We start from the raw sequence: 14,949 nt of genomic DNA, 5'->3' as shown, positions 1-14,949 counted from the left end.
TCGCCTGAGTTCTGGGAGTTGTCCTGACCACACACGACGCGGTGCGGGAACCGTTCGTCGGGTCGACGCGGCTGCGTCTGGCCGGACTTGCACTGCATGCCTATACCGCGAGCGGAACGGTGCTCGCGCTGCTGATCGTGATCGCCGCCATCGACGGCGACGCCGTCCGGGCGCTCTGGCTCGGGCTCGCGGCCCTGGTGATCGACGGCACCGACGGGATGCTCGCACGCCGGCTGCGGGTGAAGGAGACCATCCCGTGGTTCGACGGCGCGATGCTGGACAACATCGTCGACTACTTGACGTACGCGTTCGCGCCGATCGTGCTGCTGTGGACCGGCGGTTATCTCCCGTCCGGGACCTGGGGCGCGGTCCTCGGCGCATTGCCGCTGCTTGCTTCCAGCTACCAGTTCTGCCGGGTCGACGCGAAGACCGAGGACCACTTCTTCCTCGGCTTCCCGAGCTACTGGAACGTGGTCGCGTTCTACGTCGTGATCCTCGGCCTCAGCCCGGTCACCACCGGCGTCCTCCTGGTCGCGTTCTCGGTGCTCGTCTTCATCCCGGTGAAGTACGTCTACCCGTCGCGGACCAAGGCGTTCCGTTCCCTGAACCTGTTGACGACCGCGATCTGGCTTGCGTCGTACGCCGTACTCCTCGCGCAGATGCCCAACCCGAACGCGATCGTGGTCGCGATCTCGCTGGCCTACCTGGTGTACTACGGCGGCCTCAGCCTCTACCTCACCTGGCGTCGTAAGGCCGTTTCGTAGTGGTTCTCGGTCTCGGCGCGGCGCTCGGAGCCGCGGTGCTGTTCGGTGTCGGGGCGATCCTGCAGGCGGTCGGTTCGCGGAAGGTGCCGACCGAGTCGGAGCTGGATCCGCGGCGGCTTGGCGGGTTCGTGGTCGCGCTGCTCAAGCAGCCCGCGTTCCTCGGGGCGCTGGCGCTGAACCTGGCGGGGTTCGGACTGCATTTCGTCGCGCTCCGGCTGTTGCCGTTGTATCTGGCGCAGGCGGGGATCGCGGTCAGTCTGGTCGTGACGGCGTTGCTCGCGACCCGGTTGATGTCGGACAAGCTGAGTGCGCTCGAGTGGTCCGCGGTGATCGGCGTCTGCGTCGGGCTCGGTCTGCTCGCGGTGGCGGCGGGCGATGCGGGCGAGAACGCACAGCATCAAGGGCTCACGATCGGCATCATCGTGGGGCTGGTCGTCATCGCCGTACTGGGCGCCGTCGCCAGCCGTTCGCAACACGGCGTCTCGACCGCCCTGCTCGGCATGCTCGCCGGTCTGGGGTACGCCGGGGTTGCGATCTCGGCCCGGCTGCTGCAGGACGGGTCGATGAGCGAACTCGTCCGGAGCCCCACGCTGTACACGCTGCCGATCAGCGGGGCGCTCGCGTTCATCCTGTACTCCCTGGCGTTGCAGCGCGGCTCGGTGACGCTGGCCACCACACCGATGATCGCGCTGCAGACCATCACACCGGCCGCCGCCGGCGTCTTCGTCCTCGACGACGCCGTACGCGCCGGATGGTGGCCGGCCGCCATCGCCGGCTTCCTCCTGTCCGCGGCCGGCTCGGTCATCCTCGTCCGCTTCGAGTCGGTCAAGCCCTAGCGGGACGGCCACTTCCACGGCGGTTCGTCCAGAGGGCCTTGGCCGGTGATGGTTGTCGCGCCGTTCTCCTTCACGAGTTCGATCGTCTGGAGGTCGGGGGAGAGGGCCTCCATCGACGCGATGAACGGACGGGAGTGGGTGACGACGATGACCTGGGTCTCCTTCGCCGCGGTGACCACCAGGTTGGCCAGCGCCGGCAGGAGATCTGGGTGCAGGCTGGTCTCGGGTTCGTTGAGGACGAGGAGTTCGGGCGGCCTCGGGGTGAGCAGCGCGGCGACCCACAGCAGGTACCTCAGGGTGCCGTCGGACAGCTCGGCGCCGGAGAGCGGGCGCAGCAACCCGCGCTGGTGAAAGGCGATCTCGAAACGCCCCGCGGTGTTGGTGATCTGGACGTGGCTACCGGGGAACGCGAGCTCGATCGCCTCGTCCAGCGCCCCGCGAGGACCTAGCTCCCGAACCGTCTGCAGGGCCGCGGCCAGATCCGCGCCGTCCCCGGAGAGTACGGCGGTCCGCGTGCCGACCTGGATGCTGCGGGCCGGCGCTGTCGCGTCGGTCCGGAAGTGGTCGTAGAACCGCCACCCGCGCAGCCGTTCCCGCACCAGCAACAGCTCGGGTGCGCGCTCCGGGTCGGCGAACTCGCTCAACATGCTGTCGAACGACTGGAGCGGATGCCCGCCGCGCTGCCACTCGCCCTTCGCCGTACGGATCCGGACCTTGTGGTTGATGCGCTCGACCAGCAGGGCCGCCGGCCGCAGAAACGGCCCGGCCCACAAGGCTTCCCGCTTGATCTCCGGATCCAGATCGAACGCGGATCCGTTCGGGATCGGCAGCCCCAGATCCATCAGGTAGCCGTAGTCGTCACCCGCGAACCCCATCCGCAACGTGACCGGGCCGGTCCGCCGCGTGCCTTGCGCAGGCCGATCCTTCCGCACATGCTCCGGCCCCGCCCACAGCGTCGACTGCAACCCGCCCTCCCGCGCCAGCGCGGCCACAGCACCGTTTCGCGACGCGTCGGCGAGCAACCGGAGCGCCCGGTACAGGCTGGACTTACCCGTCCCGTTCGCCCCGGTCACCACGTTCAACCCGCCCAGCGGCATAACAACCCGCCGCAACGACCGGTAGTTCTCCACCGCCAGCGCCGACAACATACGCCCAAGCTACAGACGCCCACGGACAAGACAGCGGGCGCGCGGAGGATCCACGCGCCCGCTGGCTGTCGGGTTGTCAGGCCAGGGATTCTTCCCAGGCCTGGTGGAGGCCGGCGTAGTGGCCGTCGTCCACGGTGATGAGTTGGTCGGGGGCGCCGTCCTCGATGATGCGGCCGTGTTCCAGGACCAGGACGCGGTCGGCGGTCTCGACAGTGGACAACCGGTGGGCGATGACGATCGCCGTACGGTCGGCCAGGATGGTCTTCAGTGCCCGCTGGATGAGGCGTTCGCTGGGGATGTCCAGGCTGGACGTCGCCTCGTCCAGGATCAGTACGGCGGGGTTCGCCAGGAACGCCCGCGCGAACGCGACCAGCTGGCGCTGACCCGCCGAGAGCCGGGAACCGCGCTTCTCGACCGGTGTGTCGTACCCGTTCGGCAGGGCCGTGATGAAGTCGTGCGCGCCGATCACCTTCGCGGCCTCGACGACCTCCTCCATCGTCGCGCCCGGTTTGCCGAACCGGATGTTGTCGGCGACCGAGCCGGTGAACAGGAAGTTCTCCTGCGTCACCATCACGACCCGCTCGCGCAGGTCGTCCTCGGTCAGGTCCCGCAGGTCGACGCCGTCGAGCAGCAGGTGCCCGCTCGTCGGGTCGTAGAACCGCGCCACCAGCTTGGCGATCGTGGTCTTTCCGGCGCCCGTTGTCCCGACCAGGGCCAGGGTCTGGCCGGCCGGCACGTCCAGCTGCAGACCGGGCAGCACCGGTACGCCGTCGACGTACTCGAAGCGCACGTTCCGCAGCTCCAGATGACCGTGGGCCGGACCTGGTTTGGCCGGCTTGATCGGCTCCGGCACGTCCGGCGTCTCGTTCAGCACACCGGACAGCTTCTCCAGTGCCGCCGACGCGGACAGGAACGTGTTGTAGAACTGCGTGATGTCCTGCAGCGGCTCGAAGAACTGCCGCAGGTACAGCAGGAACGCCGTCAGGACGCCGACCGTCACGTGCCCGTGGTACGCCTGGTAACCGCCGTACGCCAGGATCGCGACGATGGTGATGTTGCCGACGCCCTTGATGGCCGGCATGAAGATCGCGTTCAGCCGGAACGCCTCGAGGTTCGCCTTCCGGTACCGGTCGTTGACGCCGTGGAAGATCTCCTCGTTGCGCGGCTCCCGGCGGAACGCCTGCACCGCGCGGATCCCGGTCATCGACTCGACGAAGTGCACGATGACCAGCACGACGGCCTCGCGCGTCTGCCGGTAGACCGCCGCGGACCGCTTCCGGAACCACGCCGTCAGGATCAGCAGCGCCGGGAACGACAGCAGGGCGAGCAGACCGAGCTTCAGGTCGAGCGTGAGCAGGATGATCGACGTACCGACCAGTGTCAGTACCGCCGTGACCAGGCTGTCGAACCCGCTCGCCAGCATCTCGTCGATGACGCCGACGTCGGACGTCAGCCGGGAGATCACCCGGCCCGACGTGAACTTGTCGTGGAACGCCGGGCTGAGCCGCTGGAAGTGGTCGAACACCCGCTTCCGCAGACCGAGCAGGATGGTCTGACCGAGCCGGCCCGAACGCATCAGGAACAGCTGCCGCGCCCACGCCTGGAGCAACGCCGCCGCCAGGACGGTGATGACGATCGTGATCAGCTCCTGGGAGCCCTTGCCCGCCAGGATCGGCGGGATGCCGTTGTCGATGCCCAGGTGGACCAGGTACGGCACGGCGAGCCGGGCGCCGTTCTCGACGATCACGATCGCGATCAGCAGCCAGATCAGCTTCTTGTACGGCCGGAGCAGCTCACCGAGCAGCTTCCGGGAGTCCTCCTTCAGCCGGATGCTGGTCGCGCGGGAGATTTCCCGGTCGGGGTCCTCCTCGAACAGACCCCGCCACTTCTGTTCCTCCGGCTGCTGCTCGTCCTGAGGCTTCTCCGGTTCCGAGGCCTGAGGAGGTGTTTGCTGGGTCGTCGTCATGCGTGCACCTCCTCCTCCTCCTCCGCTGCGAGCAGGTGCCGGTACGCCGGGACCGTGGCAAGCAGCTCTTGATGGGTACCTACGTGGGTGACCGTGCCGTTCTGCAACAGAGCGACCTGGTCGGCCAGCATCACCGTCGACGCGCGGTGCGCAACCACGATGCCGGTGGTCTCGGAGAGCACGTTCTGCAGTGCTTCCTCGACCAGTGCCTCGGTGTGTACGTCGAGAGCGGACAGGGTGTCGTCCAGCACCAGTACGGCGGGCTTGGCGAGCACTGCGCGAGCCAGTGCGAGCCGCTGCCGCTGACCACCCGACAGCGACATGCCCTGCTCGCCGACGCGGGTATCGAGGCCCCACGGGAGGTCGTTCGCGAACTGCGCCTGAGCGACGTCCAGCGCCTGCTGGACCTCTGCCTCGGTGGCGTCCGGACGGCCGAGGGTCAGGTTCTCCCGGACGCTCATGGAGAACAGGGTGGGGTCGTCGAACGCGGACGCGACAGCCGTCCGCAACGACACCAGGGACAGGTCCCGGATGTCGTGCCCGTCGATGGTGATCCGTCCGGCGGTCACGTCGTACAGCCGGGGGACCAGTGCGGTCAGAGTGGTCTTGCCGGACCCGGTGGCGCCGACCAGTGCGAGTGTCGTGCCAGGGGTCAGATCCAGGTTGATGTCGTGCAGTACCTCGGTGGAGTCGTCCGAGAACCGGAACCCGACGTGCTCGAAGCGCAGGTGGCCCCGGGCGTTCGTGAGCTTCTCCGTGCCGTCCTTGATCACCGAGTAGGTGTCCAGGATCTCGCTGATCCGGTCGGCCGCGGTCATCGACTCCTGCGCCATCGCCAGGATCGCGCCGAGCGAGGTGACCGGCCAGACCAGGGACAGCATCAGCGTGATGAACGCGACCAGGGTGCCGAGCGTGATCGCCTCGCGGCCGACGGCGAGTGCGCCGAGCAGCAGGACGATCACCAGGGTCAGGTTCGGGATCACGCCGAGGAAGCTCCAGAACCGGGACGCGAGCCGGACCTTCTCGACCTCGGTGTCGTACAGCGTGGTGGCCTCGTCGTCGAACTGACCCTGGACGTGCGGCCGCCGGCCGAACGCCTTGATCACCCGGAAGCCGAGCGCCGACTCCTCGATCCGGGTGGCCAGGTCACCTTGCTGGTCCTGGACCTTGCGGGAGATCCGCAGGTACTTCTTCTCGAACTTCAGCGACACCATGACGATCGGCACGGCGGCCACCAGGACCACGAGGCCGAGCGGCCAGTACAGCTGGAGCAGCAGGACCGTGACCACGGCCAGCTGCAGGATGTTCATCACCAGGAACAGCAGACCGAAGCCCATGAACCGGCGGATCGTGGACAGGTCGGTGGTGACGCGGGAGAGCAGCTGACCGCTCTGCCAGCGGGTGTGGAACTCCATCGGCAGTGACTGCAGACGGACGTACAGGTCGTGCCGGAGCGTGGCCTCGAGGTCGCTGACGGTCCGGGACTGCGCCCAGCGGCGCATCCAGACCAGGATGACCTCGGAGATGCTGAGCCCGAGGGCCAGCAGTGCCAGGGGGACCAGCATGCTCAGCTCGCGACGGGTGACCGGACCGTCGATGATGGCTCGGGTGACCAGCGGTACGGCGAGGCTGACGCCGACGCCCAGCATGGCGGTGGAGAACATCACCGCGAGGCGCCAGCGGTGTGGCTTCAGGTAAGGACGGAGCCGCCACAGGTTGCGGCTGCGTTCTGGGGCACGGGTGGTAGGGGCTGCGATCGACGGCGCTTGGACAGTGTGCTCTGAGGGCATCTGGACGGGCGCACTTCCCATCTACTTCGAATCAAAGGGGTTTTGCGACCTGAAAACGGCGCACTTTCCAGTATCGCTCAGTAGGTAAGCGCTTGTCGCGCCTATTCCATTCCCGGTGAATGAATCGCAATAGCCCATCCGACCCCCACGCGGGAACCCGGCCGGTACCTATCACGATCCGCAATCAGTACTAGGCCATCGATCGCCCGGCCGGTGCCTCTTCGGGCAGATCCCGGAGCTCGCGGAGCGGTGAGCAGGCGGCGACCAGGAGGCCGGCGAGCATGCCGGCGGTCGCGATCAGCAGGGTGGGACGGATGTGCAGAGCGGTGGCGACCACGCCGGAAACCGCCGCGCCGACCGTCTGGCCGCCGATGACCAGGGTGCGCCAGGAGGCGGTGACCTGGCCCATGAGGTGCGGCGGCGCGAGCGCTTGGCGCAGGGTGCGTTGCGGGACGGCGAACAGCGACATACCGAGTCCGGCGAGTACCTGTCCGAGGAGGATCACCGGCGTCACTCCGGTGAACAGAGCGACGCCGTTGAGTGACGCCAGGAACACACCGGACAGGTAAGAGTGGCCCAGACCGACCCTGCGGCACCAGGCCGGGGCGATGAACGTACCGGCCACCGCAGCAGCTCCGAACATCGTCATGGACAGCCCGACGAACGCCGGTGACCTGTCCAGCTCACGGATCAGGAAGAGCACCACCAGCGGCCCCTGCATCGCTCCGGCCATGGCAGCGATACCCGCCGAGACCACGAGCGGTCTGAGCATCCGGTGGCCGAAGAGCATCCGCAGACCCGCCGACACCCGTACTTCGGACCGCTCGGGTGCAGGTGCGCGGCTGGGCTCGCGCAGGAGGTACGCCGCGATGGTGGACACGACGTACGACGCGGCGTCGACGAGGATCGCGAACGGTGCCGTGAGCACCTGTACGAGCACGCCGGCCGCGGACGGTCCGAGCGTGGAGGCGAGGTTGAGATTGAGCAGGGCGGCGCTGTTCGCCCGCATCAGGTCCTCACGGGGCACCAGCGACGGGATCATCGTCTGCGACGCGGTGTCGGACAGCAGAGTCAGCACTCCGGTCAGTACGGCGACGGCGTACAGCTGCTCGATGCTCAGCCACCCCAGTGCTGCCGCTGCGGGCACCGAGCCGAGCAGGAGGAGCCGTCCGACGTCGGTCCAGATCAGGACGCGACGCAGCGGCCACCTGTCGACCCAGACACCGGCCAGCAGCCCGAACACGAGATGCGGAGCGATCGTCAACGCTGCCAGCGCGCCCATCTCCACGGCCGACGCCTGCAGAGTCACCACAGCCACCAGCGGCAGCGCCACAGTGGTGACCGCACTGCCCGACGCGGACACCAGCTGTCCGATCCACAGCTTCCGGAACTCGCCCCTCACGACCCATGCCATGTCTGTGAACCTGTCACTCAGCAGAGTCAGTCGACTACGCCTGTTCGCTCGGAGCAGACGAGTTCACTCCAGGCGAAACACCGGGCCGCGTGCGGTGAAGGGGAGGGACCCGCCGCGGGGGATCAGCCACGCGTGCTCCCGTCGTACCCGGACGACGTCGCACTGGCCGTCGGTGATGAGCAGGATCGGACCGTGGACCGGGAAGTCGTCCGCGCGCTCCAGCAGATCCACACCGGGCTGCAGAACGGTCCCGCCGCGCCCGTGCACCTTGACGCGTCCGGCGATGTCGTCCACCGGCACGTAGCCGGCGTCGTACGCCGCGGCGTCGCAGTACACCACCCGCGCGGCCGGTACGTCGCGGGCGCGTGAGTACGACGCGATCGCTCCGAGCGCTTTGCCGAGCAGCTCGCGGTCCATCGAGCCCGAGCTGTCCAGGACGACGCCGTACGTCGGGAGTCGTTCCAGCTCGACCGGGCGGATCCAGCCGGGGCGCGGGATGTCCGGCGTACCGGATTGGCGTCGGGAGGCCCGTGCGTACGTGCGGGCGTTCTCGACCGCGGGGACGTGCTCTTCGAACCAGCGGGCCAGCTGTGCGTCCCAGGCGAGCGGCGGGTGGTCGAGCGCGCGGATCTCCTCGACCAGTCCGGCAGGCAGCGTGCCGCGGGCTGGGTCGTGGTAGGCCAGTCCGGTGCTCAGGGCGCGTCGGTAGATGTCGTCCAGACCCGCGCCCCGAGCGGCTTCACCAGAGTGCGGGAGTGGGTGACCGAGTACATCGCCCAGGCCGACGCCGCGCAGCGTCGCCAGCTTGCGGTAGCGGCGCAGGTCCGTGGTGATGCGGTCGTAGACCTCTTCCGCGGACATGCCTTTCAGCGCCGGGTCGTAGAGCCCGCCTTCGGGCAGGGTTCCGACGCCCATCTCCAGAAGCCAGCCGTTGATCACCAGATCGGCGGCGACGTTCCACAGGTACGGGTCGCGGCCGCCGACGCGCTCGCCGTGGCGCAGAGCGGCGTGCAGCATCTCGTGTGCCATGACGAACCGCCACTCGCTCAGTGTCAGGCTGGCCAGCGGGTTCACGTAGATCTCGCCGGCGGACGCGTTGACCGCCGCGACCCGGATGTCCCAGCCGCGGGCGAGCTCAGCCTCGGCGACGACCTTCATGCTCGCGGCGATCGCACCGAGCAGCGGGTACGACGACACGAACCAGCCGAGTGCCAGGTCCCACTTGTCCCGGCCGCCCCCGCCTGCGGTCAGCGACGAACGTGCGCCACCAGCAACCTCTACAGCCGCAGCAGCCGCGGCGGACAGGCCTGCGGCGAACAGCTCGCCCCAGTTCGGCGGCTTGCCCCAGCCGTTCCAGCGGGCAGTCCGCACATCAGGCGCGTGACCGGCCACTCCCAGACGCTCGTACCCCGCCGGTACGTCGGTGCGCCGCCACAGTCGGGCCAGCGCGTCCTCCTCCATCGCAGGGAAGTCGGGAGGCAGCTCAACGACCGGTGTACCGAGTTTGAGCGACTGGAGGTAGCGGTTGACCGCCACGTCGTTCGCGGCGCCGGCGGCCTGGTCAGGTTCTGGCAGGTCACGGTCGGCGTGGCCGAGGCCCAGGTGGATCAGCAGGTGCGCGAAGACCCACGACCATTCCTCTGAGGTGGCGCGGCGCGTCCGGTGCGTGCGGATCTGCCCGTTCGAGTCGACCGTCGCCCAGCCGTCTGCCGGGCAGCTGTCGTCGCGCAGCGGGCTGTGGGCCCAGTCCGCCATCGGCGCGAACAGCGGGTGCCGCGCGATGACGCCCCAGCCGGTCTGGATCGCCTCCCATGCCGGGTCCCGCTGTGCCTTCTTCCGCTTAGGCACGTGCCGCCACCAGCCGCGGCAGGTCGCGGCTGACTTCGACCAGGAACCACGTCGGCAGCACCGGGCGACCGTCGTCGTCAGCTGCGATCACCACCTGCGCCACCTCGAGCGAGATCTCCGCGAGCTCGACCAGCAGCGCCTTGGCGCGGTGCGCGAGCTGACGTGCCGCAGGGCTCGCCGACGCCTTGTCCGCGGCCAGTTCCTTGATCAGCCGGGCACGGAACGTCTCGGCCAGGAAGTACAGCAGGTCCCGGTCCTCCGGGGCGGACGGCCAGCCGGTCTCACCCTTCAGCACGGCGTCCAGCCCGAACGCGTGCCGGACCGTCTTCACGTACGCGCGGAACGCCGACGCGTGCGCCGCGGACAAGGTGCCGAAGGCAAGGACCCGGAGCGTCTCGTCGGCCACGTCGTCGCCGTACGAGTGCAGGGAGTCCGACAGCATGTGCCAGCTTCGCGGTGTCGAGAACGGCTCCTCGGTCTTCGGCGGCGCGGTCCACAGGTGGTCGGGGCGGTTGCGCAGGTAGTCGAGGACCCACGGGTGGATGCCCGCCGTACCGGCCCACCGCAGCCAGTCGGTCGCGGAGGCGCGCAGGTGGATGTGCACGAGCCGGTTCACCAGGGCGCTCGCCATCGGACGGGCCAGAGCGTTGTCGGTGGCCCGGTTGCCGGCGCCGATCACCACGGATCCCTCGGGCAGCTCGTACTCGCCGATGCGGCGGTCGAGGATGAGCGAGTAGAACGCCTTCTGCACCTCGGCCGAGGAGGCGTTCAGTTCGTCGAGGAACAGGCAGTACGGCTCGTCGCGGGCGATCGCCACGGGTGGTGCGAATCGGCTGCGGCCGTCGACGATCTGCGGTACGCCGATGAGGTCCTCCGGCGCGAGCTGCGTGCCCAGGAGCGTGACGCACTCCAGACCGAGCGATTCCGCGAACGCCCGTACCAGGCTGCTCTTCCCGATCCCCGGTGCACCCCAGAGGAAGACCGGGCGTACCACTGCCACGTGCAGCAGTACTTCGGGCAGTTCGGCTGCCGATACCGTGATTCCCGCTTGCATCCGTCCCTTTCGTCGCTGGTCAGCCTTTCAGGATCCTCTCGAGGTACCGGTGTGTCACCTCGTTTTCTCCACTACGCTGCCCTGGTGCTGGGCTTACGTATCAAGGCGGCCGTCGTGTGTGCCGTCGTACTGCTGCCGTTGACGGCCTCACAGGTGATGGCGGCCGATCCACCGCAGCACCTGGGGGAGGGCGCACTCGTCCCCGGGCGTACGGCGGTGGACGTCGGCATGTCTGGCGCCCGCGTGGTCGTTTCGAACCCTGTCTACGAGACGAGCAACAACGGGACCACCTGGACCGCCTCTGGTGGCTCGAACGACGGTAAGCCGCTTCAGGTCGAGGGGGCTGCGCTACTGACGTTCGACGGGAGTACGGCGAAGGTCGGCGGCCTCACGTTCCCGGCCGCCGACGAGGTGGTGCTCGGGAAGGGCGGCAAGCTTGTCTCGCATCGTGCACCTGCTGCCGCAACTGCTGAGGTGTACGACGTTGCCAGCAAGGCCAAGCTGGCGGACGTCGCTCAGCCATTCGCCATGTCCGGCGACACGGTGTGGAAGGTGACCGAGCCCGGGCACCTGGATGGCAAGAACCTGACCACTGGTGTCGTGAAGACAGTGCTGGTCGCCAGCGCATGCACCGTCGGCCCCGACGACGTCAACGGACGCTGGGCGATGCTGAGCGGCTGCAACCAGGTTGTGGACGTCAGCGGGCCGCAGCCGCCGCGGAACCTGACCGTGGCCGCGGACGCCCAACTGGGCAACGGCTTCACAGTGCAGACCTCCGGCTCCGATCTCCTGGTCACCGACCTCAACGACCCCGCACTCGGGCAGCGCCGCTACGGGCCGATCCGTACCACCACCCCCAGCTTCCGCGCGGACGGCTCCGGCCTGGCGAAGATCGTGTACGCCGACGCGACCAGCAAGCCCCGCGTGATCACCCTGTCCTGGCTGACCGCCGACCCGCAGCAGCACCCGGACAGCGTTGCGCCCGTACTGACCACTGCGTCCGCGGGCGATCGCATCCGCGACAACACCAGCCTGTCCTTCGAGTGGGCGTACGACGACCCGCAGGACCCGAACTCGCCGGCGACCGGTGTGGACAGCTACGACCTGCGAATCCAGCAGCGCCCCAACCGCACCTCGCCGTACGGCGCCTGGAACCAGGTGCCCGCGTGGCAGGGGCTCAAGACCAACGGGGCGAGTCTGACCGCACCGATCGGCACCGACACGTGCTGGCAGGTGCGTGCGCGCGACTACGCCGGCAACCTCAGCGCCTGGAGTACGTCGTACTGCAGCGAAGTGGACGGTACGGCGCCGTCACTGGTCACGTGGCGCATCGGCGACCGCGTACAGCTGAGCGGCTCCGCGACAGTGCGGTGGGCCTACAAGGACGACACCGACATCGCGTCGTACGACGTGGTCTACAAGGTGGCCGCACCGGGTGTCGCGTTCGGCAAGTGGATCTACCCGGCCGTCTGGCAGAACACGCGCATCACTGGGATCACCTGGTCGCCGCGACTCGGCTGGGACGAGTGCTTCATGGTGCGCGCCCGGGACTACCTGGGGAACCTCTCTGCCTGGTCCGCACCGATCTGCTCGGTAGCACCCGAGGACGACCGCGCACTGACCTCCGCCGGTACCGTCACTCGTTCCACGAGCACGCTGGCGTTCCAAGGCACCACGACCATCCTCAAAGCCAACGGCGCCTACCTGACCAAGGCCACCGAGGCCGGGCTACGCATTGCCCTGGTAGCGATTCACGGCCCGGGCCAAGGCCGCGTCGACATCTACCATGCGAACATCAAGATCGGTACCGTCTCTCTGGCCGCTGCCACCACCGGCCGCACGGTCACCTACCTCCCTGCAACCCCTTTCCGTACAGGGATTCTGAAGATCGTCTCCCTCTCCACGGCCCCAGCCGCCGTCGACGGCATCGCCTTTCTCAGGGCGCCGTAGGAATTTCGGCACGTATCAGTCCGGTTCGCGGTTTCAAGCCGTTCGGCGCGGGTAGGTTGCGGGCTGGAGACACCACGAAGGCCATTAAGACTCGGGGGCTGGACTGGGAGGGAACCCTTGTCGACGCAGTGTCCGTCGGCCGATTCGGCCGACGACCGGCAATACCTGGTGCCCGCTTGCGGGCCGTACGTTTCAGTCGAGGAGCTGCCTTCTCGAGCCGGATAGCGAATCCCGATGGATGCCAATGCCCTCCAGCGCAGCTGGGACCGGGTGACAGAGCACGGAGAACAGGTACCGCTGTACTTCTACTCGCATTTGTTCGTGTCCTATCCCGAGGTGCGGCCGATGTTTCCGCTCTCCATGTCGAACCAGCGGGACAAGTTCGTCGGCGCGCTCGGCCGGATCGTCAGCCATGCCGATCAGATCGAGAACGATGCTGCCTTCCTGCAGCACCTCGGCCGCGATCATCGCAAGTACGCCGTCGTCGCTGACCACTACAACGCGGTCGGCGCATCGTTGTGCGCGACCCTGAAGCACTTCCTCGGCCCGGAGTGGGACGAGGAGCTCGCCGGGCACTGGACAGCCGCCTACCAGGTGATCGCGCGGATGATGGTCGAGGCGGCGGAGGCCTCCTCGGAGTCCACGCCCGACTGGTGGGACGCCGACGTGACCGCGGTCGAACGGCGGACCATGGACCTGACGCTGCTGACGATCCGGCCGCGGCGCGAGTTCCAGTTCCTTCCGGGCCAGTCGATCTCCATGGAGATCCCGCAACGGCCCCGGTTGTGGCGGTACTTCAGTCCGGCCAACGCCCCGCGCCGGGACGGCTCGATCGACCTGCACGTGCAGCAGATCGACGGCGGCCAGGTGAGCCCGGCGGTGGTGCGGTCGCTCAAGGTCGGCGACGCCGTGAAACTCGGCGCCCCGGTCGGCGAACGGCTGACCCGGCGCGCGAACGACGTACGGGACGTGCTGATGGTCGCCGGCGGAACCGGACTCGCGCCGCTGCTCGCGGTGCTCGAACAGATCGACAACGAGTGGGCGCGGTCACGCACTGCTCCACGGGTCCACCTGCTGCACGGGGTCCGGATGCCCTGGCATCTCTACGACCGTCCCCAACTGCGTGAGATGGCCCAGAAGCGGCCCTGGTTCGACTACACCGAAGTTGTGTCCGATGACGCGTCTTACCCCGGGACGCGCGGGAAGGTCGGCATGATCGCAGCCCGGCAGGACCTGTACGGGCGGACGGCGATGGTGTGCGGCGGCCCGCAGATGGTCGCGCACACGCTGGAGCGACTGGCCGGCGCCGGCATGGACCCCGAGCACATCAAGTACGAGCACTTCTACTACGCGCCCATGGACGAGCACATGGGTGACCCAGCGCTCACCAGGTCAGGAGATATCAAGTGACCAACGGAAAGCACCGCCACGGCTCTCCGCACTACCAGACCCCAGATGCGATCCGGGGTGAAACGTTCCGGCGCAGACTCCGGGGCCTCGATTCCGAGCAGGTGTACGGGTACATCGACCTGCTGGCAGACCAGGTGCACGCGACCGCCAGAGAGGTCAGCGAGTGCCGCGCCGAGAACGAACGGCTCCAGGGGGAGTTGCGGCGGGCCAAGGCGGAAGTGCAGCGGGTGCAGCGTGAGTTGGACGAGTACGAGCAGGTCGGCGAGCGGGTGAACGACCAGATCGTGCAGCTGTTCAGCCAGGCGCAGCTGGTGGCCGAGGAGATGGTCGAGGACGTCAGCCGCGACACCCGCGAGCGCATCGGCCAGGCGCGCGCACACGAGCGCCGGATCGTCGAAGAGGCGATGGACACGGCCGGCCAGCAGGTCCGCTCGTACGCCCAGAACGCGCAGTCGCGGATGCAGTCGATCGTCGACTCGTTCTCGACCGAGGTCGAGCGGCTCGGGAGCACGGGACAGCCCGGCGAGCAGGCGCCCCGCCAGAAGGACGCCTGGTTCGACGACCTGAGCGACTGGCAGGTCCGCCTGCAGAACGGGCACGGGCACGGGAACGGGCACGGGGGAGCGAACGGCAGCGGTCCGAGGTCTCCAGGCTCGGAGTGACCCGTGCGAACTCTTCCGAACCCCGCCCGGACGGAGGATCCCCGCGCGGAAGCTCTGCCAAGCCGGCGGACGGCTCGAAGCAGCCGGCCCCTGGCTCTGCCACTCGC

The 14,949-nt window shown here is 68.4% G+C and carries 11 protein-coding genes; 5 read left to right on the top strand and 6 right to left on the bottom strand.

Annotated elements, in window-relative coordinates; all coding sequences use genetic code 11:
- The first annotated feature begins 41 nt into the window (after positions 1–41).
- Positions 42–764 (top strand): CDP-alcohol phosphatidyltransferase family protein, encoded by a 723-nt coding sequence (locus E0H92_RS20580; RefSeq protein WP_131290244.1) that lies wholly within the window; start codon positions 42–44, stop codon positions 762–764.
- Positions 764–1,600, top strand: coding sequence for a DMT family protein (locus tag E0H92_RS20575; RefSeq protein ID WP_202873708.1), 837 nt, complete (start codon positions 764–766; stop codon positions 1,598–1,600). The genes E0H92_RS20580 and E0H92_RS20575 overlap by 1 nt, the downstream gene beginning before the upstream one ends.
- Here the strand turns inward: E0H92_RS20575 and E0H92_RS20570 are convergent.
- The 6 genes from E0H92_RS20570 to E0H92_RS20545 all read right to left on the bottom strand — a co-directional run bounded on the left by E0H92_RS20570 (position 1,597) and on the right by E0H92_RS20545 (position 10,820).
- The gene (locus E0H92_RS20570; protein ID WP_131497325.1) at positions 1,597–2,748 is read right to left on the bottom strand and encodes an AAA family ATPase; all 1,152 of its coding nucleotides are present in this window, start codon (positions 2,746–2,748) and stop codon (positions 1,597–1,599) included. The genes E0H92_RS20575 and E0H92_RS20570 overlap by 4 nt on opposite strands.
- A gap of 76 nt (positions 2,749–2,824) precedes the next feature.
- Positions 2,825–4,714, bottom strand: a complete 1,890-nt coding sequence (locus E0H92_RS20565; protein ID WP_131459354.1) for an ABC transporter ATP-binding protein — start codon at positions 4,712–4,714, stop codon at positions 2,825–2,827.
- Positions 4,711–6,378 (bottom strand): ABC transporter ATP-binding protein, encoded by a 1,668-nt coding sequence (locus tag E0H92_RS20560; RefSeq protein ID WP_238173505.1) that lies wholly within the window; start codon positions 6,376–6,378, stop codon positions 4,711–4,713. The genes E0H92_RS20565 and E0H92_RS20560 overlap by 4 nt, the downstream gene beginning before the upstream one ends.
- A 316-nt stretch (positions 6,379–6,694) precedes the next feature.
- Complete coding sequence (locus tag E0H92_RS20555; protein ID WP_131497323.1) at positions 6,695–7,918, bottom strand: MFS transporter; 1,224 nt, start codon at positions 7,916–7,918, stop codon at positions 6,695–6,697.
- Between the two features lie 63 nt (positions 7,919–7,981).
- Positions 7,982–9,766 (bottom strand): vWA domain-containing protein, encoded by a 1,785-nt coding sequence (locus E0H92_RS20550; RefSeq protein WP_238173504.1) that lies wholly within the window; start codon positions 9,764–9,766, stop codon positions 7,982–7,984.
- A complete protein-coding gene (locus tag E0H92_RS20545; protein WP_131497322.1) occupies positions 9,759–10,820 on the bottom strand; it encodes an AAA family ATPase in 1,062 nt (353 codons plus the stop codon). Before E0H92_RS20545 ends, E0H92_RS20550 begins: the two co-directional genes overlap by 8 nt.
- A gap of 84 nt (positions 10,821–10,904) precedes the next feature.
- On the opposite strand from E0H92_RS20545, the gene E0H92_RS20540 reads away from it, so the two are divergent.
- The 3 genes from E0H92_RS20540 to E0H92_RS20530 all read left to right on the top strand — a co-directional run bounded on the left by E0H92_RS20540 (position 10,905) and on the right by E0H92_RS20530 (position 14,842).
- Positions 10,905–12,770, top strand: coding sequence for a phage tail protein (locus tag E0H92_RS20540; RefSeq protein WP_131497321.1), 1,866 nt, complete (start codon positions 10,905–10,907; stop codon positions 12,768–12,770).
- Between the two features lie 234 nt (positions 12,771–13,004).
- Positions 13,005–14,180, top strand: coding sequence for a globin domain-containing protein (locus E0H92_RS20535; RefSeq protein WP_131497320.1), 1,176 nt, complete (start codon positions 13,005–13,007; stop codon positions 14,178–14,180).
- The gene (locus E0H92_RS20530; RefSeq protein ID WP_131497319.1) at positions 14,177–14,842 is read left to right on the top strand and encodes a DivIVA domain-containing protein; all 666 of its coding nucleotides are present in this window, start codon (positions 14,177–14,179) and stop codon (positions 14,840–14,842) included. Before E0H92_RS20535 ends, E0H92_RS20530 begins: the two co-directional genes overlap by 4 nt.
- Positions 14,843–14,949 lie beyond the last annotated feature (107 nt).

The sequence above is a fragment of the Kribbella speibonae genome (genome assembly GCF_004331375.1).
GTDB classification, from domain to species: Bacteria; Actinomycetota; Actinomycetes; order Propionibacteriales; family Kribbellaceae; genus Kribbella; species Kribbella sindirgiensis.
This window is presented reverse-complemented; position numbering and strand designations above follow the sequence as displayed.

Bases quoted from the DNA above. Each gene is read 5' to 3' on its own strand.
- E0H92_RS20570 (WP_131497325.1), bottom strand. From the start codon at position 2,748: ATGTTGTCGGCGCTGGCGGTGGAGAACTACCGGTCGTTGCGGCGGGTT.
- E0H92_RS20565 (WP_131459354.1), bottom strand. From the start codon at position 4,714: ATGACGACGACCCAGCAAACACCTCCTCAGGCCTCGGAACCGGAGAAG.
- E0H92_RS20560 (WP_238173505.1), bottom strand. From the start codon at position 6,378: ATGTTCTCCACCGCCATGCTGGGCGTCGGCGTCAGCCTCGCCGTACCG.
- E0H92_RS20555 (WP_131497323.1), bottom strand. From the start codon at position 7,918: ATGGCATGGGTCGTGAGGGGCGAGTTCCGGAAGCTGTGGATCGGACAG.
- E0H92_RS20545 (WP_131497322.1), bottom strand. From the start codon at position 10,820: ATGCAAGCGGGAATCACGGTATCGGCAGCCGAACTGCCCGAAGTACTG.
- E0H92_RS20535 (WP_131497320.1), top strand. From the start codon at position 13,005: ATGGATGCCAATGCCCTCCAGCGCAGCTGGGACCGGGTGACAGAGCAC.